This is a genomic window from Mycolicibacterium tokaiense, from assembly GCF_010725885.1.
Classification (GTDB): Bacteria; Actinomycetota; Actinomycetes; order Mycobacteriales; family Mycobacteriaceae; genus Mycobacterium; species Mycobacterium tokaiense.
In genome coordinates this window covers 2089585-2111180 of record NZ_AP022600.1, presented here as the reverse complement: position 1 = coordinate 2111180, position 21596 = coordinate 2089585, and the positions used below count along the sequence as shown (strand labels likewise).

Genomic DNA, 21596 nt, shown 5'->3' with positions numbered 1-21596 from the left:
CTACATAGGGCAGCGTGACCATCGCCGACCCGCCGCACGCCGCCACCGACCCCAACACGGTGCGCACCGCGCTGCTGGCCAGTCTGGTCGGCACCACCATCGAGTGGTACGACTTCTTCCTCTACGCCACCGCCGCGAGCCTGGTGTTCAATCAGGCGTTCTTCCCCGACCAGAGCTCATACGTCGGGACCATGCTGTCCTTCGCGACGTTCGCGGTGGGCTTCGTGGTGCGGCCCATCGGCGGTTTCGTGTTCGGGCACATCGGCGACCGGATCGGCCGCAAGCGCACGCTGGCGCTGACGATGTTCCTGATGGGCGGGGCGACGGCGTTGATGGGCGTGCTGCCGACCGCCGCCCAGATCGGTGTGCTGGCCCCGATACTGCTGCTCCTGCTGCGCGTGGTGCAGGGCTTCGCCCTCGGCGGCGAGTGGGCCGGGGCGGTGCTGCTGGCCGTCGAGCACAGCACCCCGCGCAAGCGCGGCTTCTCCGGCAGCGTGCCGCAGGTGGGTCTGGCGCTGGGCCTGGCACTGGGCACCGGGGTGTTCGCGTTCCTCCAGGTGGCCATGCCCGAGGAGGCGTTCCTGAGCTACGGCTGGCGGATCGCCTTCCTGGTCAGCGTCGTGCTGGTGATCTTCGGCGTGGTGGTGCGCCTGAAGGCCGACGAGACCCCGGCCTTCGAGAAGATCCGCAGCGAGGAGGGCCGCTCCGAGGTCCCCATCAAGGAGATCTTCCGCCCGCCGGTGCTGCGCACCACGGTGCTGGGCATGCTGTCGCGGTGGGGCGAGGGCGCGGCGTTCAACACCTGGGGCGTATTCGCCATCTCCTACGCCACCGCGACTCTGCACTTCGACAAGGTGCCGGTGCTGGTGGTGGTGACGGTCTCGGCCCTGCTGATGGCCGTGCTGTTACCGGTGTCGGGCATGCTGGTGGACCGCTACGGCGCCAAACCGATCTACGGCATCGGGATCACCGCCTACGGCGTGGCGGTGTTTCCGGTGTTCGCGCTGTTCAACACCGCAAGCTTGGTGGCCTACGCCATCGGCATGGTGCTGGTGTTCGGCGTCATCCACGCGCTGTTCTACGGGGCGCAGGGCACGCTGTACGCGTCGTTGTTCGACACGCGGGTCCGCTACACCGGCCTGTCGACGGTGTACCAGCTGTCCGGTGTGTACGCCTCGGGCCTGACGCCGCTGATCCTCACCGCCCTGATCGCCGCGACCGGCGGGAGCCCCTGGCTGGCCTGCACCTACCTGGTGGGGACCGCGGTGATCAGCGTCGTGGCGACGCGGCTGCTCAAACCGCGGGCGCTGTCGGAGCTGTAGTCACTACGATCAGGGGCGTGGGCGAAGAGGTCACGCAGACCGAATTCAGCGGTGCGCACCGGCAGCAGTACCGACGCAAGGTGCAGCTGTGCCTCGATGTCTTCGAGGACATGCTGGCTGCGGCCAGCTTCGACTTCGACCGGCCGCTGACCGGGATGGAGATCGAGTGCAACCTGGTCGACAATGAGTATCAGCCGGCCATGCGCAACGCCGATGTGCTGGCCTCCATCGCCGATCCGGCGTTCCAGACCGAATTGGGCGCCTACAACATCGAATTCAACGTCCCACCCCGCCCGCTGCCGGGCCGCTCCGCGCTGGAGCTGGAGAAGGACGTCCGCGCCAGCCTCAATGCTGCTGAGGGCAAAGCGAATTCCAGCGGCTCGCACATCGTGATGATCGGGATCCTGCCCACGTTGATGCCCGAGCATCTGTCCCAGGACTGGATGAGCGAATCCACCCGCTACCAGGCGCTCAACGACTCGATCTTCACCGCCCGCGGTGAGGACATCATGATCGACATCGCCGGGCCCGAGCCGCTGAGCGTGCAGTCGCCGTCCATCGCCCCCGAATCCGCCTGTACCAGCATGCAATTGCATCTGCAGGTCTCGCCGGGCGAGTTCGCCGACAACTGGAATGCCGCGCAGGTGCTCGCCGGCCCGCAGCTGGCCGTGGGGGCCAACAGCCCGTTCTTCTACGGCCACCAACTGTGGGCCGAGACCCGCATCGAGCTGTTCGCCCAGGCCACCGACACCCGACCGGACGAGCTCAAGACCCAGGGGGTCCGGCCGCGGGTGTGGTTCGGCGAGCGGTGGATCACCTCGATCTTCGACCTGTTCGAAGAGAACGTGCGCTACTTCCCCTCGCTGCTACCCGAACTCTCCGACGAGGATCCGGTGGCCGAACTGGCCGCCGGTCGCACCCCGTCACTGTCGGAGCTGCGCCTGCACAACGGCACGGTCTACCGCTGGAACCGCCCGGTGTACGACGTGGTGCAGGGGCGTCCCCATCTCCGGGTGGAGAACCGGGTGCTGCCAGCCGGTCCCACCGTCGTCGACATGCTGGCCAACTCGGCGTTCTACTACGGTCTGCTGCGCACCCTCTCGGAGGAGGACCGGCCGGTCTGGACGCAGCTGAGTTTCGCTGCCGCCGAAGCGAATTTCCTGTCCGCAGCCCGCGCCGGCATGCAGGCCCGGTTGTACTGGCCAGGCGAAGGCCAGGTGACCCCGGATGAGTTGATCCTGCGCCGACTGCTGCCCATGGCCCACGAGGGGTTGCGCCGTTGGGGGGTCGCAGCCGAGGTCCGTGACCGCTTCCTGGGGGTCATCGAAGGCCGCGCCAAGACCGGCCGTACCGGCGCCGCCTGGCAGGTCGACACGGTGCGAGCGCTGCAGGAACGAGGTCTGGCCCGGCCGCAGGCGCTGGCGGAGATGCTGCGGCTGTACTGCGAGCGGATGCACAGCAACGAGCCGGTGCACACCTGGGACGGTCCGGCGTAGCGTGGGATGTCAGTGAGTCGAGTGAGCAGAACGAGCGCAGCGAGAGATGGGAACGAGGCGAACAATTGGGCATGGAACGCGACGGGGTTTCCGAGATCGACTGGGACAGCACGTACAAGGGTGAGGCCGGCTTCGACGGTCCCCCGCCCTGGAACATCGGTGAACCCCAACCCGAACTCGCGGCGCTGATCGCAGCGGGCAGGATCCGCGGCACCGTGCTCGACGCCGGCTGCGGCTACGCCGAATTGTCGCTGGCCCTGGCCGCTGACGGCTACACCGTGGTCGGCATCGAACTCACCCCCACCGCGGTGGCCGCCGCCACCCGGGCCGCGCAGGAGCGCGGGCTGACGAATGCCACTTTCGTGCAGGACGACATCACCACGTTCACCGGCTTCGACGGCCGCTTCGACACCATCGTCGACAGCACCCTGTTCCATTCGCTGCCGGTGGACGCCCGCGACGCCTATCAGCAGCGGGTGTTCGCCGCGGCGGCGCCGGGAGCGTCGTACTTCATCCTGGTGTTCGCCGTCGGTGCGTTCCCCGCCGAGCTGGAGCAGAAGCCCAACGCGGTCGGCGAGGACGAGCTGCGGCAGGCCGTCGGCAAGTACTGGGTGATCGACGAGGTGCGTCCGGCTTTCATCCACGCCCGGATGCCCGACATCCCCGGCGTCCCCACAATGCCGTTCGACCGCGACGACGAGGGTCGCACCAAGGTGCCGGCGTTCCTGCTCTCGGCACACAAGGGCTGAGCAGCTACTCCGCGATCACCAGCAGTGCATCAGCAGGTTGGTTGTCCACCAACAGCCACCGGTGCCGCAGTGGCGAGGGATGGCTGATGAGGTCACCGGCCCCGACTCGATAGGTGCCCGCCCCCTCCACCACGACGTCGAGTTCACCGGACATCATGTACAGCGCCAACAGCCCCGGCGTCTGGAACCACTCGCCGATGTACTGGTCGCGTTCGATCCGGTACTCGATGATCTGCAGCCGGTCATCCGCGCTGAGCATCAGCACACGGCCCAGCGCCGCGTCGGCCCGGTCCGCCACCGGCAGCATCCTGCCCTCGGTGCTGCGCACCACCGTCACCTTGGCGGCGGTGCTCGTCGGCAGTAGATCACCGGGTGTGACAGCCAGGGTCTCCGCCAGCCGGTACACAGTGATCATCGACGGCATGCTCTGCCCGCGCTCGATCTGGCTGAGGAACGGCTGACTGATGCCGGCCCGGCCCGCGACTTCCCGCATCGATAAGCCTGACTTCTCGCGCACCGCACGGATCGCCGCGCCGGTGCGGGCCGCCAGAGCCTGTTCATCCAAGGCGCTCATTAACATCCTCGCAACAGAATTTTGATAGCTCTGACATATCAGAACCGCACTCTGATAGCCGTCACTTATCACCTCTCTGAGGTCATCACCTCGACGACAGGAACCAGCCGATGACCACGATAGATCAGGATCCGGCCGACGAGCAGATAGGCCGCAGCTATCAGATCGGCCTGCAGATCGAGAAACGGGGCGTCGAGTACATCCCCGACGCCGAACGCCACGGCAAACCGTGGCAACTCGGCGGCATGTGGTCCGGCCTGGTGCTCAACGTCCTCACCGTGGTCTACGGCTCACTGCTGGTGACGATGGGTCTGAACTGGTGGCAGGCGCTGCTGGCCATCGTGTTGGGCAATCTGACGTGGCTCATCGCGGGCCTGGTGTCCGTGGCAGGCCCCGCGGCGGGGACGACGACGTTCGGGGTGTCCCAGCTGCTCTTCGGGCGCCACGGCGTGCGGCCGGTGGCGTTCTTCAACTGGATCATGATGCTCGGCTTCGAGGTACTCGACCTGGTGGTGATGGTCTTGGCCACCAACGCGCTGCTGGAGCTGGCGGGTATCGCGGTGTCGCCCGCCGGCCAGGTCGCGATCGTGGCCGCACTCTCGGTGATCCAGGCCGTCTTGCCGCTGCTCGGCCATGCCGCCATCACCAGAGTGCTTCGGCTGCTGGCTGTCCCGTTCGCCGTGATTTTTGTGCTGATGGCCGTGCTGGTGGCCGGGGATGTCGAACTGGCCGACAGCGCCCCCGGCTCGTGGGCGTTGTTCCTGGGCGGCATCGCGTTGACGGCCAGCGGTTCGGGCCTCGGCTGGGCGTCCACCGCGGCCGACTACTCCCGCTATCTGCCTGCCGCGACGCCGCGGTGGCGCATCGTCACCGCGGTGACGCTGGGCGCGGGTGTTCCGCAGATGCTGCTGATGGCCCTGGGGGTGGCCATCGCGATCGCCATGCCCGATGCCACCGACCCGGTGTCGGGGCTCTCGACTGTGTTCCCGGCCTGGTTGGTGGTGATCTACCTGCTGCTGGTGATCGTGCAGATGGTGTCCCTCAACGGTGTCGACCTGTACTCCTCCGGGGTCACCCTGCAGGCGCTGGGGGTGCGGCTGGCGCGGTGGCAGGCCGTGCTGGTCGACGGCGTGCTGTGCGCCGTCGTGGGTGCCGCGGTGGTGCTGTCGGGCAGCTTCTATCAATTCGTCAGCAACTTCCTTTTGTTCATGATCGTCTGGTTCGCGCCGTGGGCCGCGGTGTTCCTCACCGATATGGCCCTGCGCCGCGGCCGTTACCCGCGCGCCTGCGACGCTGTGCTGCAGAGCTTTTCGTTCCCTGGTGTGGCAGCACAGGCCCTCGGTATGGTGGCGGCAACCCTGTGCATCAGCACCACGTTGTTCGTCGGTCCGGTGGCCGCCGCGCTCGGCGGTGCTGATCTGAGCATCTTCGCCGGACTGCTCGTCGGCGCGCTCACCTACGTCATTCTGACTACCCTCTCGACAAAAGGAGAATCCGCATGAGCACCAACAGCAGCATCCCCCTGGTCGACCTCACACTGTGGCGGTCCGGATCGACCGAGGAGCGGGCCGCCCTGGCCGCCACTGTGGACCGGGCGCTGATCGAGAGTGGCTTCCTGATGGTCAGCGGCCACGGGGTCCCCCCTGCCCTGCGCGCCGGGATACGCGATGCGGCACGCGAATTCTTCACCCTCGCCGACAAAGAGCCGTACACCACGGCCGTCGGGGGTCGCGGCTGGATTCCGCCCGGCAAGGAGGCCAACGGCTACCTGCTGGGCGGGGAAGAACTCCCGCCGGACCTCAAGGAGACGTTCGTCTCCGGCTACGAGTTCCGCAGCGGCGACGCAGACGTCGACGCCGAGTGGTTCATGCCCAATGTGTGGCCCACCGAAGTGCCTGCGCTGCAGGAGCTCTGCGTGATCTATGCGGACGCGATGCGCCGGCTTGCCGCCGAGCTGTTGGAGTTGCTCGCCACCGCGGCGGGCCTGGAGCCCACCTGGTTCACCGACCGGTGCATGCAGTCCCCGCACTCGTTCAACATCAACCGCTACCCGGCGCTGAACCGGACCGGGCCGGTGGCCGAGGGCCAGTACCGCATCGCGCCGCACACCGATTTCGGCACCATCACCATCCTGGACCGGGAGGCCGGCTACGGCGGGCTGCAGGTGTGCACCCGCGAGGGGGAGTGGATCGATGCACCGGTCATCCCCGATGCGTACACCATCAACATCGGTGACCTGATGGCCCGCTGGACCGGAGACCGCTGGACGTCGACCATGCACCGGGTGCTACCGCCGAGCCCCGATGCACCGGATGAGGAGCTCATCTCGTTGATCTTCTTTTTTGAGGCCAACCTGGAGCAGCTCATCGAGTCCTTCCCGCCCCCGCTGGGCCGTGCCCACGACTATCAGCCCGTCACCGCAGGCGACTACCTTCGCTCGCGCTACGCGGCCATCTCGGTTCCATGATCACCGAAGCTGTGGCACAGTCCATTCCGAAGGTGAGCCTGCACTGCCATCTGCTGGGCTCGGTCCCGGCCGAAACGGCCGTCCAGTTGACCCGTCGCAGTGGTATCGCCATCCCAGGTGACCCGGACGCCCACACCGTCTATGACAGTGCGGCCTACGAGGACCTCGGCGAGTTCCTGTCGGTCTACGACCTGATCGGCGCCGCGCTGCAGCACCGTGACGACTACCGTCGGATCACCTATGAATCGCTGACCGTGTTCGGTTCTGAGCACACCGTCTGGTACCGGGAGATCTTCGTTTCACCCCAGCCCAGCCCGCTGCCGTACGCCACCGCGCTGGCCGGGATCCTCGACGGGATGCGCGACGCGCAGAGCGACACCGGTATCGAGAGCCGGATCATCGTGGCGATCCATCGGGAACACACTGTGGCCGAGGCTGTTTCGCTGGTCCAAGAGGTGATCGACCACCGGATCGACGAGGTGGTCGGCATCGGACTGGACTACCAGGAGATCCTGGGCCCACCGGCGCCGTTCGCGCCGGCGTACGCACTGGCCGAACAGGCGGGCCTGCACCGTACCGCCCACTCCGAGAGCGGCCCACCGGACCACATCGAGGTGATTCTCGACCAATTACGCTGTAGCCGAATCGATCACGGTTACCATGTGGTGACAGACCCGGCCATCACCCAGCGATGCGTCGACGAGCAGGTCCCCTTCACCTGCACCCCGGTGAGCTCCGATATCGGACGCTACAGCGGCTCCGGCGACGGCAGCCATCGCCGCATTGCGCAGATGGTCGATGCCGGGCTGAAGGTCTGCATCGACTCCGACGATCCACCCATGTTCGGCACGGATCCCACCAACGACTACGTCGCGGTGGGCACGGCACTCGGCTACCACATCCCTCAGCTGGCGGCCTTCACCGCGAACGCCATCGACGCCTGCTGGCTCGACGACACCGACAAGGCGCGGCTGCGGCAGCGCCTGACCACCTGGATGCAGACCACCGGGAGCGACTTGTGAGCACGTTCGAAGTACCGGCCATCGACCTCACGCCGTGGCTGGACGGCACCGACCCCGCCGCCGTGGCGCGCGCGGTCGACAACGCCTGCCGCCGAGTGGGTTTCATGCAAATCCTGGGCCACGGCATCCCTGTCGATGTGCAGGACGGGCTGGGCGCGGCCATGGACGGATTCTTCGGGCTGGCCCCCGAGATCAAGAACAGCTACCGGATCAGCGGCGCCAACCGCGGGTACAGCCCGCCCAAGAGCGAATCGCTGAGCCTGTCGCTGGGTGTCGAGTCGGCCACCCGGATGAACGATTTCTTCGAAGCGTTCAACATCGGGGTCGAAGCCCGCTCGTTCGTCGGCCTGGACCTCGACGAGTCCGACTACGGCATCAACGTGTTCCCCTCCGAGGTGGCGGCATTCGAGCCGGCGGTGTTGACCTACTTCACCGAGGCCGCCCGGGTCGCCCGCGTACTGACCGACATCTTCTGCGCAGCACTGGGACTCGAACCCGGCTACTTCGACCGCCTCACCGACCACTCCGTGGATGTGCTGCGGATGAACAACTACGCGCTGCCGGAAGGCACGGTCACCCTCGACGGCGAACTCACCGGCATGGGCGAGCACACCGATTTCGGCATCGTGACAGTGTTGTGGGCAGATCACGTGGCGGGCCTGCAGGTGCTGGGCACCGACTCGCTGTGGCACGATGTCTCTCCCGCCGACGGGGCTCTGCTGGTCAACCTGGGTGACCTGACGGCACGCATCACCAACGACCAGTGGATGTCGACATTGCACCGGGTGAAGCCGCCCATCGTGGACGGCACCATCCGGCGCAGGCGCTCGGCCGCCTTCTTCCACGACGGCAATGTCGACGCGGTGATCAGCACCGCGCCGGCATTCCTGGATGCCGACGGCGGGTTGGCCTATGAGCCCATCACGGTCGGCGCGCACATCGCGGCCAAGCTGGCCGGTTCGCGGCAGGGCAAAGCGAATGCCTCTGCGGTGCGCGAGGCGGCCCGGGTGCACTCAGCGCGGGCGCAGGGCTAGCTCCGGGGACACCCCGAGCACCAGATCGGAATCGATGTGGTCGGGGCGGTCCCGCCAGCGGACGGGCATCACCAGGAACTCCAGGGTCATCGGCTCGCCGGTACAGGTGTGATCCATGGCCAGGCTCACACGCACCTCGGTGCGGTCCCCGTGCCAGCGTGCGTGCCCGGAGCTCTTCAGCTGCTGGAGCATCGCGCAGGGGAGCACCACCAGGCGGCCGGGATGGAATTGCACGATCGTGCACTGTGTGCGGCTCGCGCAGTGCCCGTCGACGAGGGTGACCGGCAGGACACCGTTGACCGAGCCCAGAGCGCTGCGGACGCCGGCACAGGTGTCGCCGGGTTCGAACCACAACGTGACCGGTGGATCCGGGAGCTTTCAAAGATCGGGCATCGTGCGATTCCCCTTTCGTGCCAGGTTCACGTGAGTGAGACGGGCACGCGGCGGGCAACCGCACGCGACGACGATGAGATTTTGTGTGCTGTGGCTCACACCCGCTGATGATCAGCGGTGGACGTCGGTGACCTCGACCTCGACCTCCGGGACCCGCGACGGACCCAGCACGTCGGCCACCACCGCTGCGGCGCGCCGGCGGACCCGCCCGGCCGCAGCGGTGAGATCGGCCCCGTACCGGCCGCTGATGAAGATCGAAACTCTTTGCAGCACACCGTCATCCGACGGATGCTCGATGTCGGTCACCACGTAGTCGGGGTCCCCGCGCAGCGCACGGCCCAGTGCGGCACCGAGGGCGAGGTCACTGACGCGCAGCACGCCGGATGTTGTTGCGGGGTCGGGATCGTCGACGTCCAGCGGCCACCCACCGCGGGGTGTGGCGCGTACCGCCGCCACCACAGACGACTCGATGGCCTCCCACCCGGGCTCGGGCACGGCACGCAGGATCTGCCGCGCACGCCGGTACGTGGTCTCGTGGTTGTGGTAGTCACCTACCGCCATTGCTGAAGCCTTTGCTGGAGGGTCGACCGGGCCCGGTGGTGATGCCCTCGAGCGGCGTCCGGGCTGAGATTCAATATGGTGCCGATCTGAGGGAAGGTCAACTCCTCGATTTCGCGGAGCATCCAGACGGCACGCTGCCGGGGCGGCAGTTCGGCCAGCGCGGTCTCCAGTGCGTCCAGGAATTCGGTGTTGGAGACCGTCTCGAACGGCTGGCTGGTGGCGTCCCTGCTGATCGGCTCGATCAGCCGGTCGTCCACCGGGATGGCCCGCTTGACGCGCTGGGAATCCACCACCTTGCGGGCACAGATCGAGAACAGCCACGTGCGCACCGTCGATTCCCCCCGGAAGGTCGCGATGCGGCGCCACGCGGCCACGAACGTCTCCTGCACGATGTCGGCTACCGCGTCGGTGTCCCTGGTCATCCGCCGGGCGTACCGGTACATCGCCGGGCCGTGCCGCCGGACCAGTTCCTCGAACGCCTCGACGTCACCGGCCCGCGCCGCGGCCGCCAGACCCCGATCATCGACGTCCGGCGAGGGAGCCTCGGCCACCTCGTCGTCCACCCAGTTCCTTCCTTGCCATGGCCCCGACGCCGGGGGGATTGTGTCACAGAACACACACCGGCCACGTTCGGTTCCGCAAGCGGGCACCGACCTACTCACGTACCCACAACCACGAGAAAGGACCGTGAGATGGCTTCCACAGAAAACGCCACCGTCAGCACCGCACGCACCGCGGCGCCCGCCGCCAACGGACCGCTGGCCACCAGCCACGGCCGCACCACCATCGCCGACACCGTGGTGTCCAAGATCGCCGGCCTGGCCGCCCGTGAGGTCAACGGCGTCTACGACCTCGGTGGCAACACCTCCCGCGCGGTGGGCGCGCTCCGCGAGCGCATCCCGGGTGCCACCACCAACTACGCCCAGGGCGTGTCGGTCGAGGTGGGCGAGAAGCAGGCCGCCGTCGACGTGGACATCGTCGCCGAGTACGGCGTCTCCATCGCCGACCTGGCCTCCGGTATCCGGCGCAACGTCATCGCCGCGCTGGAGCGGATGACCGGCCTGGAGGTCGTCGAGGTCAACATCACGGTGCACGACGTGCACGTCGCGACCGACGACGACGAACCCGTCGAGAGTCGCCCGGCCCGGGTCGAGTGATGACCGAGCCGAGCACGATCGCCGACACGGTGGCGGGCATCGCCCGCGCCGTGCCCGGCGTCGCCGGACTGCACTCTGGCATGTTCGGCGAGGTCGCGACGTACCTGCCCGGCCGGCGGGTCACCGGGGTGCGCGTACACGCCGACCAGATCGACGTGCACATCAGCGTCCGCGGTGACACCGGAATCCGGCAGACGGCAGCCGCAGTACGCGCCGCGGTCGCCGCGGCCGTCCCAGGGCACCGGGTCGACGTCACCGTCGCGGACCTGGTTCCCGAGTCCCCCACCGACAACCACAGCACGAGGAGAACGTCATGACCACCGCAACTGCCGGGATGCTCGCCGGTGTACTACTCGGCGTGGCGGCCGCTGCAGGCGGCCTGACCGGATTCCTGTTGGCGCTCGTGCTCGGGGCGGTCGGCTACGTCATCGGCGGACACCGTGACGGCGAGTTCGATGCCTCCACCTGGTTCCGGGGGCGGGGCCGTGGCTGACAGCGCCGCTCCCGCGCCGATGCTGGTCGAGCCCGAGGCGAGGGGTCGGCTCACCATCCGCGACCGCGCCGTGCAGAGCATCGCCACGGCGGCCGCACTGGCCGCCGACGGTGTGCACCGGCATGGCAACGGCCTCAGCCGCGTCACCGGCCGTGAACTCCCCCGCGTCGACACGGTGGTCGCCGGTGACCACGTCCGCGCCGATGTCGACATCGCCGTGGAATGGGGCCGCGGGCTCCTCGAGACCGCCGCCGCCGTCCGCAACGACGTCACCGCCGCCCTCGAAACCCACAGCGGTCTCGTGGTCGACGGGGTGACGGTGCACGTCGCCGCGATCATCGCCCCTGACTTCTCCCGGGAGCTGACATGACCTCCACCGATACCTCGGTGTCGCATCCCCGGCCGCGTGCCGCCTCCGCACCGCGTACCACCGCGCGCGCCAGCTACCTCGCGGTGATCGTCGCGCTGGCGCTGCTCGGCGCCGCCGCGGTCGCACTGCGGGACGCCGCGGTGGCCGCAGGGTGGCTGACCGGCAGCCCGTGGATCACCTCCGCCGTGGCCGCCGCCGACGGATGGACTCCCCAGGCCTGGGTGCAACCGGTGGGCGTCGTGGTGATGCTCCTCGGGATGGCCGCCGTCATCATCGCGGTCGCACCCCGGCGCGTCGACGCCCAATCCGTCGGTGCCGAGGAAGGCGTGTACATCGGGCTCGGCGACATCGCCAAGCTCGCCAGCGCGGCAGCCGAGGACACACCCGGCGTGTTGCGGGCCACCTCCACCGCCACCCGCCGCACGGTGACCGTCCGGTGCACCGTCACCGACGACGGTCAGACGCACGCATCGATCGCCGCCGCCGTGGACATCGCACTGCAGCCGCTGGCGCACCGACCGCGGGTCGTGGTGCGCACCCGAAAGGAGGGCCGATCATGAGCCGCCTCGCTTTGGTATTCGACCGAATGATGGTGTTCCTCATCGGGATCGGGCTGTTCGCTCTGGGCCTGGGCGCCGTCGCCTGGCAGCGCGGAATGCTGTGGCAGGGCGGGCCGCTGGACCTCTCGGCGCTCACCGCCGTCACCGGCACCTCGTGGTGGCCGTGGGCCCAGGCCGCAGCGGGCGTGCTGCTGGCGCTGGCCGCGCTGCGCTGGCTGATGGCCCACCACCAGGCACCGCGCCTGACCCGGCTGCCGCTGCCCGACGAACAAGGCCTCAGCGCCGACCCCAACGCGGTGGCGCACGTCGCCGCAGACCTGCTGGCTCAGCAACCCGGGGTGGTGAAGGCCACCGGGCGCGCCGCTGCCGAACGCGACTTCCCCACGATCACACTGACCGTCACCGTCGCCGCCCGCAACTCACTCGACACTGCGGTGGCCACCACCACCGACGTCGCCCGTACGATGGCACTGATGCTCGGTGACGCCGTGGCGGTACGTACCGTCCTGCGGGTGGACACCAAAGCCCGGCGACGCATACCGCTCTGACGAGGAGAATCGCTTCATGGCGCGCGACCACGCGACATCCGACGATCAACGCGGCACGGTGCTCCAGGCCGTTCGCACCGAGTTGGGCCGTTGGGGGATCGACCGTTTCGATCTCGCCGCCACCGTCGCGCGACACGGACTCGACGACCGGTACATCTCCGGCACGTGGCCGGACACCTCCGCTCTGGTGGTCGATGCGCTCACTCACCGCTCGGACGACGACGGCCCGCCCGACACCGGCTCTCTGGTCGAGGACCTCTTCCAGCTGGCCCGCGGGATGGCTCGCCTCATCAGCTCCACCGACGGACCGAAACTCCATGGCGCCCACCTGATCACCGACCCCTATCTGCAGACGGTCGACATCCGGCGGGCCGTGTGGAAGTCGCGAGCCGAGGCGCTGCGGGTGGTGTTCGACCGGGCGCAGGCCCGCGGGGAGGTGCGCAGCGGGATCAGCCCCGAGACGTCCCTGGAGATGCTGTTCGCGCCGATCAACATGCGGGTGCTCTACACCGGCGAACCGGTCAGCGACGACTACTGCCGCACTGTCGCCGATCTGGTGTGGCGGTCCATCGCCGCCGCCGGGGCGTCACCGGCCTGACCGATCGGGTAGGCCGGTACCCACCCGGTGAGCACCCGTTTTGCACCTGATCGGCGCGGGTGAGGTAGCCACCGAAACCAATAGCGTTGTCGGGCATGAACACCGCGTTCGACCCGATGGCACCCACCCGAAACGGTTGGTGGTGCGCCGACGGGATCCGGGTGCGTCGGCGCTCCGGATCGCACCGCTGCGGCGGCCACCGCCGCTGGTGCACACCACGCTTCTGTGTTCACCGTGGGGACGTCTGGCTCACCGTCGAGCACGATGTGCGCCCCGACGAACTGTCCGATGAGCTGGCCGTTCTGTTGGTCGCCGACCTGATCGACGGTGGTGCCCTGCGCGGACGCTCGGAGTTCGAAGCGGTGTTCACCGGGGTGGTGCGCTCGACCGTCGACGGGGCGCTACCGGCCTGGTTGCGCTTCTACCGCAACTCGCTGGCCCTGCTGGAGTCCGGCGCCGCGGCGTTCGCTCCGGTGCACGCGCGGGCCCAGACGCTGGTCGCCGGGAATCGGGTGGTGGACCTGGGATCCTGCTTCGGCTTCTTCCCGTTGCGCCTGGCGCGGCACGGGTTCGACGTGGTGGCAACCGATCTCAGCGGTCCGGCCATGCACCTGCTGGACCTGGCCGCAGCAGCGCTGCAGCGACCTGTGCACACCGCTCGCTGTGATGCGGCTGCGGTGCCGTTGCCCGACCACTGCGCCGACACCGTGACAGCGCTGCACCTGCTGGAGCATCTCGACGACCACACCATCGACGCTGCACTGGGCGAGGCCCTGCGGTTGGCGCGCCGGCGCGTGGTGGTGGCGGTGCCGATGGAGGACCGGCCGCGGGAGTGCTACGGGCACATCCAGCGGTTCGACCTGACCAGGCTGCAGCAGCTCGGTGCCCGGTGGTGCCCCGAGTTCCCGGGTCTCACCGCGACGGTGGACGAATTCCACGGCGGCTGGCTGATTCTCGACCTCTGACCAACGCCGAGCGCGCGTGTCTGTACCCCTGAACCCCGCGTGTCGCCGTGCCGATACGCACGCTCGGCGGTCTCAGATCAGGCCACGCTTGCTGGCGGCGTACACCGCCTCGGCCCTACGGCTGACACCGAGCTTGCGCATGATGTTGCTGACGTGGAACTTCGCGGTGGTGGCCGAGATGAACAACGTCTCACCGATCTTGCTGTTGGACAGTCCCGTCGCCAGCAGCCGCAGCACCTCCACCTCACGGTCGGTGAGCTGCTGCTGAGGCTCGGCACGTCCGGACAGCGATCGCACCACCGCGGCAGCACTCCGGGAGTCGAAGGCGCTCTCCCCCACCGAGATCGCACGGATGGCGCGCACCAGTTCGGTGGTGTCGACGTCCTTGACCACATAGCCCCGGGCGCCGGCATGCACCGCACGCAGCACCAGACTCTCATCGAGGAACGTCGTCAGCACCAGCAGACCGCACTGCGGGTAGGCCTCGGACAGCTTGGCACACAACGAGAGTCCCTCGAAGTCCGAGCCCGCGGAGAGCTTCAGATCCAGCAGCACCACATCGGGCCGCATCGCCGAAACCACCGCCTCGGCTTCCGCCTCGGAGGCCGCCTCCCCCACCACCTGCAGGTCCGGCTCGCGCTCCAGGATCGAGCGCAATCCCTGGCGCAGGATGGCGTGGTCGTCCACCAGCACCAGCCGAATGGTCGTGGTCGTCCTGGGTGTTGTGGTCACCGTCACGCCATCCCTCCTCGGGGAATCCTGGCCGCCACCCGCACCCCGCCGAGGCGGGAGCGGTACACCTCAAAGGTGCCGCCGTGCTCGCGGGCCCGCGCCCGCATGTTGGCCAACCCACGATGGCGGCCGTCGACATCAGCGGCCTCGGCGACGGCCAGGGTCAGTCGCAGCCGATCGGGATCGCCCACCCCGTCATCGGAGATGGACAGCGTCACAGCATGTTCACCGTACGTCAGCGACACGATGGCTCTGCTGGCGCTACCGTGCATCGCGGTGTTGAACAGCGCCTCCCCGGCGATCCGCAGCAGCGCATGCTCCACATCGCCGGGCAGTTCACCGGCCTGCCCCGTCACCCGCAGATCCACCCGCAGATCCTCGGGCATGTGCACCGTGGCCAGCTGCGCCAGCATCTCGATGAGGCTGGACCGGTCGGCGTCGTCGGGGTGGTTGAGTGCATAGATGGCAGAGCGCAGTTGCTCGGTGGCCGAGCGGGTCAGGTCCTTGGCCAGGTCCAGCCGGGCCGCCAGCTCCGGCGCGGCGGCCTCACTGCGGCACACCTCGATCAGCATGCCGGCCGACAGCACTGTCTGCGCCACGCTGTCGTGGAGCTCCCGGGCGATGCGGTGGCGCTCGTTGTCGAGCACCTGATGCCGCTGCACGGCGCCGAGTTCGCGTTGGGTGGCCAGCAATTCGGCGTTGCGCGCCTCGGATTCGGCCAGCAGGTTCACCGACGTGGAGAACAGTGACGAGTTCTGGAGTGCGACGGCGGTCTGGCTGGCCAGGATGCGCATCACCGCGGCATCGGTGGCGTCCAGCGTCCGCGGCGGTGCCGTCCACGCGGCGAACGCACCCATCACCTCACCGTCCAACTCGATCGGGACGTGCGCGTGGTGGCGTTCGATCACCGGGAGCCGGAACTGGGCCAGTTGCCCGCGCAGGATGTCGTTGAGCCGGTTGAGCACGGCGTCGGGCAGGTGCGGACCCGGGTCGTGCGCATCACGCAGTCCCTCGAAGGCGTAGGCGCGCCCCGCGGAGTCCAGGATGAGGTGGCGCGGATGGGCGTCGGGCAGGGCGCCGTCGGCCAGCGCCAGCACCACCCATTCGGCGTCCAGGTGGACCCGGGCCGCCTCGGCGACGGCGCGCACCAGGTTCTCCGAACCGTGCACCGTCTGCACCAGGGCGCGCGAGATGGTGTCCAAGGCCGCCACCACCCGGTCCAGACGTTGTGCAGTGGCCCGGAACTCGCTGTAGAAGGAACTCTTGCCCGAGCGCAGCCCGGTCAACCGCTCCAACTCGGTGGCGGTGGCCCGCTCCGGCATCGCGCTCACATGGCCGCCCGGAACAACGCCTGCACCTGCTGCTCGTCGACCGCCCGCGGGTTGGTGGTCATGCAGGCGTCGTGCAGCGCGTTCTTCGCCAGGATCGGCACATCGGCGTCGCTGACACCGAGTTGCGCCAGCCCCCGTGGCACACCCACCTCAGCGGCCAGGCGGTCGATGCGCTCAGCCAGCGCCTGCGCCGCCTCCGCCGCCGGCATCCCGGGCTGCGTCACCCCCAGCGCGTCGGCGATCACGGCGAAGGGCTGCGGGTCGGCCTCGGCGTTGAAGCGGATGACGTGCGGCAGCAGCACACCGTTGATGACGCCGTGCGGCAGGTCCAGCAGCCCGCCCACCTGATGGCTCATCGCGTGGGTGGCGCCCAGGATCGCGTTGGTGAAGGCCAGACCCGCTTCCAGGGCCGCCTGCGCCATCAGCACCCGCGGCGGCATGTCGGTGGGACGCTCGATGGTGGCTACCAGGTTCTCGGTGACCATCTGCACCGCCCGCAGTGCGTGGTGGTCGGTCAGCTGGTTGTGCCCCAGCGAGACGAAGGCTTCGATGCCGTGGGTCAGCGCATCCAGACCCGTTGCAGCATTGAGGTTTTCGGGCATGGTGGTCAGCAGTCGCGGATCGATCACCGTGACGTCGGGCACCAGTGCGCGCCCCAGGATGCTGATCTTGACGTTGCGGGTGGTGTCGGTGACGATGCAGAACTGCGAGACGTCGGCGCCGGTACCCGAGGTCGACGGCACCACCACCAACGGGGGGATGGGCACCTGCGCCTTGTCCACACCCTCGTAGTCCAGGATGTGCCCGCCGTTGGACGCCAGGATCGCCACCCCCTTGGCGGCGTCGATCACCGAACCGCCACCCACCGCCAGCAGGACGTCGCAGCCACGCTCGGCGTACATCTGGTAGCCGGCCGCGATCTCGTGGTCCTTGGGGTTGGGGGTCAGTCCGCTCCAGACATGCGCCTCGACGAGTTGTTCACGCAGGTGCATGAGCATCTCGTCCACCCAGCCCGCCTCGATCAGGCCGGGGTCGGTGATCAGCATCGGGCGCAGTGCGCCCAACCGCAGCGCGGCGTGGGCGGCCTCCACCATCGAATCGACACCGAAGACGATCTCCGGCGCGTGGAACTTCAGGACGCGGCCGGGCTGGCCGGTCCGTCCGGGACGCATCGTCGACTGTGATCCGGACAACATGGTGGTCTCCAGCGTACGGCCACCGCCGGTCATCGGCCCACCGCTTCCGCGGCGAATTCTGCCGCGGTGTGTTCCAGCCCGCTGAGGTCGCCGACCACCCGTACCCGGTCGCAGAACTCCGCGTATCGCGGCAGGTCACACCCGCCGAGCCCCCACGAGTACCGGGGCTCCGGGGTCAGCCAGATGGTCTCGCGCGCACGCCGGCTGATCTCCTGGAACGCCGCCAGGTTGGGGTCCTTGCCGTTGTTGCGGCCGTCGCCGAGCACCAACAACGTGGTGCGCCGGGACAACGCCGACGAGTGCTCGGCGAGGAACTCCCCGAACACCGCGCCGCAGTCGGAGTTGGCGTCCACGTCGAGGACGTCCCCGCCGAAGATCAGGCCCAGCGCCCGCTCGCTGGGATGGTCACGAAACAGCTCCGTGGTCTCCACGATCTCATCGACGAACGCGAAGGACCGTACCGCGGTGACCAGGTCCTGCAGGCCGTGCACCAGGTTCAAGGTGAACCGTGAGGTGGCCCGCACGGACAGGCTGACATCGGCGAGCACCAGCAGCCGGGGCCGGTCTTCGCCGCGCCGGACGGTGACGGGCTGGAACGGTACCCCGTCGAAACGCATGTTGCGCCGCATCGTCCGCCCCGGATCCACCCGGCCTGCGGCGGCGATCCGGCGCCGGTGGGTGAGCGCGCCGTGCAGCGTATGCGCCAGCCGGCGCAGGGAGTCCTCCAGTTCGGCGCGCTCGGTCTCGGCGATGCGGGCCACCTGGGCTTCGCGTTGCTCGCGGCGTTCGATGATGGTGTTCTCCAGCGCCAGCAGCGCTTCGAGGTGGCGCTTGAGGGCCTGCGACAGGTTCTCCAGCATCCCGGTGAGCCGGCGGCGCAGCGCCGCCGCGTCGGACTCGTCGCCCCCGCCGTCGTCCAGCCCGTTCAGCCAGCCCAGTAGGGCCTCCTGCTGGGCGATGGTGAGGTCGGCCTCGACGCTGGTGCCGGTGCCCGAGGACAGCTCGCCCGGCGGGCCGGCGCCGTGGATGCGGTCGGCGGAGAGCTCCACCCGGTATTTGTCGGCGTCGTCGCCCACCGCGTCATCGGAGAAGACGATCTGGTCGGTCAGCGCGGCCAGGTCGATCTTGTTGGCCTCCTGGTGCAGGTTGTACCGCTGCGCCAGATCTTCCTGTTTGAAGTACTCCCGGATGCTGTGCGGCTTGCCGTGTTCGTGTCCTTCCTGCGGGGTGTCGCTGGGCTCCTCGGACAGGGTGAACGAGTCCAGTTCGCCGGTGTCGACCAGATCGTCGTGGGCATGCGAATGCCCGTCGCCGGCTCCATCTTCTGGACCTACCCGCACCAGCGCGAAGAAGGCGTCGAAGATCTCGTCGAACACCGGCTCGTCGCGGTGGTCCTTGACCAGGGCCACCCGCAGCGCGGTGCGCAGCATCCCCCGCGACGTCAGCACCCCGGGTGCGGCGGCGCACCGCATCGCATCCAGCGCCTCGGGCACCGACACGCGCACCCCGGCCAGGCGCAGCAGCCGGACGAAGCGGTGCACCGTCGCCTCCATCAGAACGGCCTGCGTCGGCCCAGCGCAGCAGTTTTCGGTGTGCCGTAGTAGCCGTCGGTGAACCGCCCCGGCTGGTCCTTGGCTTCCCGGACCTCCTTGCCGTCGGGTTCATCGTGGTGGTCGTGATGGTGGTGGTGGCCGTTGTGGGAGTGGTGGTGATGCCCGGTCTCGGGCACGGTCGCATTCGGGTCCACCAGCTTCGGCAGGGCGTCGAGTGCCTTACGGACGTCCTTGTCGTACTTGACCACCACCGACACGGTGTCGGCCAGCACCGCGGCGTTGAGTTCGTCGACCCCCAGCACCGCGAGCGTGCGGGCCCAGTCGATGGTTTCGGAGATGCTCGGCGACTTGCGCAGATCCAGCTCCCGCAGGCCGCGCACCACCTCCACCAGCTGCGCGGCCAACGCTTCGGTCAGGCCGGTCTGCTTGGACCGCACGATCTCCAGTTCCCGTTGCGCCGCCGGGTAATCGAGGAACAGATGCAGGCAGCGGCGCTTCAACGCGGCCGCCAGATCCCGGGTGTTGTTCGACGTCAGAACCACATAGGGCGCATGCCGCGCGGTGAAGGTACCCACCTCGGGAACCGAGACCTGGTATTCACCCAGCAGTTCCAGCAGCACCGCCTCCAATGCCTCGTCGGCGCGGTCGATCTCGTCGATCAGCAACACCACGGGTTCCTCTGACCGCACAGCCTCCAGCAGTGGGCGGGCGGCCAGGAAGCGATCGGAGAAGAACACACTCTCCTGGCTGCTGATCCGCTCCACCGACTCCTCCAGCGTCGCAGCGTCTTCCACCAGCTGGCCGATCTTCTCCTTGAGGATCTGGGTGTACAGCAGTTGCTTGCCGTAGTCCCACTCGTAGAGCGCCTTGGTTTCGTCCTGACCCTCGTAACACTGCAAGCGCAGCAGCCGCCGCCCGGTGGCTGCCGCCAGGACCTTGGCCAGTTCGGTTTTGCCCACCCCCGCCGGACCCTCGATCAGGAGGGGTTTGTCCAGCCGGGTCTGCAGGAACACCGTGGTCGCCAGCCGCTCGTCGGCGATGTAGCCCTGCCCGGCGAGCGCCTCGCGTACCTCGTCGACCGACGCGAACATCAGGGCAGCAACTCGTCCAGGTCGCCGTTCATGCAGTGCTCGACGACGGGGCGGACGGTGTCGAACGTGCATTCCTTGGCGTTGCCGGGGGTGCACGCGTCACCGAGGACGTGGTTGGTGATGCGGTCGACGTCGGCCTTGTCGCCCAAGATCTGCGGCGCGTTCTTGTAGAACTCGGTGGGGCCCTGGCCCAGCCGGTTCTTGGAGTAGCTGTCCTGCTTGACGTCGACGAAGCGCTCGATGATGTTGACGTCGCGCAGCAGCCGGATGGCGGCCGCCAACGCGGCGTCGGCCGCCTGGACGTCGGTCATGCCGTAGGTGTCCACGCCCATGGCCACCGCGATGTCGGCGAACCGCTTGTAGGCCACCGGCATGTTGAACGCCCACACCCGCGGCAGCGCGATCGCGTTGTTGAGGCCGTGGTGGGTGTCGTAGAACGCGGACACGGCGTGGCTGATGGAGTGGATGATGCCCAGGCCGCCGGAGTTGAAGGCCTGTGCGGCAATGTATTGCGCGTACATCATGCCCTGGCGGCCGGCCAGGTCCTGCCCGTTCCAGGTGGCTTCGCGCAGGTTCTCTGCGGTCAGCTTGATCGCACGGATGGCGTTGCCCAGCGACGGTTCGAAATTCAGCCGGGAGACATACGGCTCCGAGGCATGGGCCAGCACGTCGAATCCGCACTGGGCGGTGTAGTCGACGGGGCAGTCGTAGTAGAGCACCGGGTCGTCGACGGCCAGGGTGGCCACGCACGCGTCGTCGAAGGCCACGTACTTGTGCGGGTTGCCCGGGTCGGTGGTGGTGTCGGTGATGACGTAGGCCCAGGAGGTCTCCGAACCGGTGCCCGCGGTGGTGGAGATCGCGATGTGCGGCGGGTTCTTCGGGTTCTCGCTCATGTTGAAGCCCTCGAAGTCGTTGACGTTACGACCGTCGTGGGCCACCGAGATGCGGGCACCCTTGCAGGCGTCGTGGGTGGAGCCGCCACCGATGGAGATGAAGCTGTCGCACTCGTTCTCCTGGTAGAGCTTCACCGAGTCCATGACGTTGTAGTCCTTGGGATTGGACTCCACCTGGTCGTAGACCACCACCTCCAGGCCGTGCCACTTCAACGATTCGGCCATGTTGTGCACGATGTCCGTGCCGCGCAGTCCCGAGCTCATCAGCAGGGTGCGCTTGAAGCCCATCTTCAACGCCTCCGGGCCCACCATCTCGTGGGCGCCGGGCCCCATCATGGCGCGGGGGAAGGGGTGGAACTCCTTGATGGGGAACGGCTTGAGCAGATCCTCGACCTTCATCGGTGCGTCCTCTCGGTTCTCTCCGGTGTCGGCCACCAGAGTCCGCGACGCACTGTGATCTGCGGAACAGTTACGGGTGCAAACCCGTCCCA

General features: G+C 68.3%; 25 protein-coding genes. 15 read left to right on the top strand and 10 right to left on the bottom strand.

What is annotated here, in order from left to right:
* The first annotated feature begins 14 nt into the window (after positions 1-14).
* The 3 genes from G6N58_RS10095 to G6N58_RS10085 all read left to right on the top strand — a co-directional run bounded on the left by G6N58_RS10095 (position 15) and on the right by G6N58_RS10085 (position 3567).
* Positions 15-1322, top strand: a complete 1308-nt coding sequence (locus G6N58_RS10095; RefSeq protein WP_068914615.1) for an MFS transporter — start codon at positions 15-17, stop codon at positions 1320-1322.
* A gap of 17 nt (positions 1323-1339) precedes the next feature.
* Entirely contained in the window at positions 1340-2818 is a 1479-nt protein-coding gene (locus tag G6N58_RS10090; RefSeq protein ID WP_115278826.1) for a glutamate-cysteine ligase family protein, read from the top strand.
* Positions 2819-2889: 71 nt separating this feature from the next.
* A complete protein-coding gene (locus G6N58_RS10085) occupies positions 2890-3567 on the top strand; it encodes a class I SAM-dependent methyltransferase (RefSeq protein ID WP_115278827.1) in 678 nt (225 codons plus the stop codon).
* 4 nt (positions 3568-3571) lie between these two features.
* Here the strand turns inward: G6N58_RS10085 and G6N58_RS10080 are convergent, their stop codons facing one another.
* Entirely contained in the window at positions 3572-4141 is a 570-nt protein-coding gene (locus G6N58_RS10080; protein WP_115278828.1) for a type II toxin-antitoxin system RelB family anti-toxin, read from the bottom strand.
* A gap of 110 nt (positions 4142-4251) precedes the next feature.
* Between G6N58_RS10080 and G6N58_RS10075 the strand changes: the two genes are divergently transcribed.
* The 4 genes from G6N58_RS10075 to G6N58_RS10060 are packed head-to-tail and all read left to right on the top strand — an operon-like array spanning position 4252 to position 8664.
* Entirely contained in the window at positions 4252-5643 is a 1392-nt protein-coding gene (locus G6N58_RS10075; RefSeq protein ID WP_115278829.1) for a purine-cytosine permease family protein, read from the top strand.
* Complete coding sequence (locus tag G6N58_RS10070) at positions 5640-6608, top strand: isopenicillin N synthase family dioxygenase (RefSeq protein WP_115278830.1); 969 nt, start codon at positions 5640-5642, stop codon at positions 6606-6608. The genes G6N58_RS10075 and G6N58_RS10070 overlap by 4 nt, the downstream gene beginning before the upstream one ends.
* Positions 6605-7630 (top strand): adenosine deaminase, encoded by a 1026-nt coding sequence (gene add / locus G6N58_RS10065; protein WP_115278831.1) that lies wholly within the window; start codon positions 6605-6607, stop codon positions 7628-7630. The genes G6N58_RS10070 and add overlap by 4 nt, the downstream gene beginning before the upstream one ends.
* Complete coding sequence (locus tag G6N58_RS10060; RefSeq protein ID WP_115278832.1) at positions 7627-8664, top strand: isopenicillin N synthase family dioxygenase; 1038 nt, start codon at positions 7627-7629, stop codon at positions 8662-8664. The genes add and G6N58_RS10060 overlap by 4 nt, the downstream gene beginning before the upstream one ends.
* Here G6N58_RS10060 and G6N58_RS10055 read toward each other — a convergent pair.
* The 3 genes from G6N58_RS10055 to G6N58_RS10045 all read right to left on the bottom strand — a co-directional run bounded on the left by G6N58_RS10055 (position 8644) and on the right by G6N58_RS10045 (position 10181).
* Entirely contained in the window at positions 8644-8898 is a 255-nt protein-coding gene (locus G6N58_RS10055; RefSeq protein ID WP_163908055.1) for a hypothetical protein, read from the bottom strand. The two genes, G6N58_RS10060 and G6N58_RS10055, sit on opposite strands and share 21 nt — an antisense overlap.
* 270 nt (positions 8899-9168) lie before the next feature.
* A complete protein-coding gene (locus G6N58_RS10050; protein WP_068914606.1) occupies positions 9169-9618 on the bottom strand; it encodes a hypothetical protein in 450 nt (149 codons plus the stop codon).
* The gene (locus G6N58_RS10045) at positions 9609-10181 is read right to left on the bottom strand and encodes an RNA polymerase sigma factor (RefSeq protein ID WP_068914605.1); all 573 of its coding nucleotides are present in this window, start codon (positions 10179-10181) and stop codon (positions 9609-9611) included. The genes G6N58_RS10050 and G6N58_RS10045 overlap by 10 nt, the downstream gene beginning before the upstream one ends.
* 129 nt (positions 10182-10310) lie before the next feature.
* Here G6N58_RS10045 and G6N58_RS10040 point away from each other — a divergent pair, with 129 nt between their 5' ends.
* From G6N58_RS10040 to mftM, 8 genes are all read left to right on the top strand, one after another.
* The gene (locus G6N58_RS10040) at positions 10311-10775 is read left to right on the top strand and encodes an Asp23/Gls24 family envelope stress response protein (RefSeq protein ID WP_068914604.1); all 465 of its coding nucleotides are present in this window, start codon (positions 10311-10313) and stop codon (positions 10773-10775) included.
* Complete coding sequence (locus G6N58_RS10035) at positions 10775-11092, top strand: Asp23/Gls24 family envelope stress response protein (RefSeq protein ID WP_115281605.1); 318 nt, start codon at positions 10775-10777, stop codon at positions 11090-11092. Before G6N58_RS10040 ends, G6N58_RS10035 begins: the two co-directional genes overlap by 1 nt.
* Entirely contained in the window at positions 11089-11268 is a 180-nt protein-coding gene (locus G6N58_RS10030) for a hypothetical protein (RefSeq protein ID WP_068914603.1), read from the top strand. Before G6N58_RS10035 ends, G6N58_RS10030 begins: the two co-directional genes overlap by 4 nt.
* Positions 11261-11638 (top strand): Asp23/Gls24 family envelope stress response protein, encoded by a 378-nt coding sequence (locus tag G6N58_RS10025; RefSeq protein WP_163908053.1) that lies wholly within the window; start codon positions 11261-11263, stop codon positions 11636-11638. The genes G6N58_RS10030 and G6N58_RS10025 overlap by 8 nt, the downstream gene beginning before the upstream one ends.
* The gene (locus G6N58_RS10020) at positions 11635-12198 is read left to right on the top strand and encodes an Asp23/Gls24 family envelope stress response protein (protein WP_115278835.1); all 564 of its coding nucleotides are present in this window, start codon (positions 11635-11637) and stop codon (positions 12196-12198) included. Before G6N58_RS10025 ends, G6N58_RS10020 begins: the two co-directional genes overlap by 4 nt.
* On the top strand, positions 12195-12746 hold the full coding sequence (locus G6N58_RS10015) for a hypothetical protein (RefSeq protein ID WP_147289340.1): 552 nt from the start codon (positions 12195-12197) through the stop codon (positions 12744-12746). The genes G6N58_RS10020 and G6N58_RS10015 overlap by 4 nt, the downstream gene beginning before the upstream one ends.
* A gap of 16 nt (positions 12747-12762) precedes the next feature.
* Positions 12763-13344 carry a TetR-like C-terminal domain-containing protein gene (locus G6N58_RS10010; RefSeq protein WP_115278837.1) on the top strand — a complete coding sequence of 194 codons (582 nt, stop codon included), beginning with the start codon at positions 12763-12765 and terminating at the stop codon, positions 13342-13344.
* A gap of 95 nt (positions 13345-13439) precedes the next feature.
* On the top strand, positions 13440-14309 hold the full coding sequence (gene mftM, locus G6N58_RS10005) for a mycofactocin oligosaccharide methyltransferase MftM (RefSeq protein WP_115278838.1): 870 nt from the start codon (positions 13440-13442) through the stop codon (positions 14307-14309).
* Positions 14310-14381: 72 nt separating this feature from the next.
* On the opposite strand, the gene G6N58_RS10000 is transcribed toward mftM, so the two are convergent.
* The 6 genes from G6N58_RS10000 to mdo are packed head-to-tail and all read right to left on the bottom strand — an operon-like array spanning position 14382 to position 21504.
* Complete coding sequence (locus G6N58_RS10000) at positions 14382-15047, bottom strand: MadR family response regulator transcription factor (RefSeq protein ID WP_068914597.1); 666 nt, start codon at positions 15045-15047, stop codon at positions 14382-14384.
* The gene (locus G6N58_RS09995; protein WP_068919450.1) at positions 15044-16363 is read right to left on the bottom strand and encodes a MadS family sensor histidine kinase; all 1320 of its coding nucleotides are present in this window, start codon (positions 16361-16363) and stop codon (positions 15044-15046) included. Before G6N58_RS09995 ends, G6N58_RS10000 begins: the two co-directional genes overlap by 4 nt.
* 5 nt (positions 16364-16368) lie before the next feature.
* Positions 16369-17568 carry an iron-containing alcohol dehydrogenase gene (locus tag G6N58_RS09990; RefSeq protein WP_068919449.1) on the bottom strand — a complete coding sequence of 400 codons (1200 nt, stop codon included), beginning with the start codon at positions 17566-17568 and terminating at the stop codon, positions 16369-16371.
* Positions 17569-17597: 29 nt separating this feature from the next.
* Positions 17598-19121, bottom strand: a complete 1524-nt coding sequence (locus tag G6N58_RS09985) for a VWA domain-containing protein (protein ID WP_115278840.1) — start codon at positions 19119-19121, stop codon at positions 17598-17600.
* Entirely contained in the window at positions 19121-20212 is a 1092-nt protein-coding gene (locus G6N58_RS09980; protein WP_068914595.1) for an AAA family ATPase, read from the bottom strand. The genes G6N58_RS09985 and G6N58_RS09980 overlap by 1 nt, the downstream gene beginning before the upstream one ends.
* Positions 20212-21504, bottom strand: a complete 1293-nt coding sequence (gene mdo, locus G6N58_RS09975; RefSeq protein ID WP_115281607.1) for an NDMA-dependent methanol dehydrogenase — start codon at positions 21502-21504, stop codon at positions 20212-20214. Before mdo ends, G6N58_RS09980 begins: the two co-directional genes overlap by 1 nt.
* Positions 21505-21596: the final 92 nt, after the last annotated feature.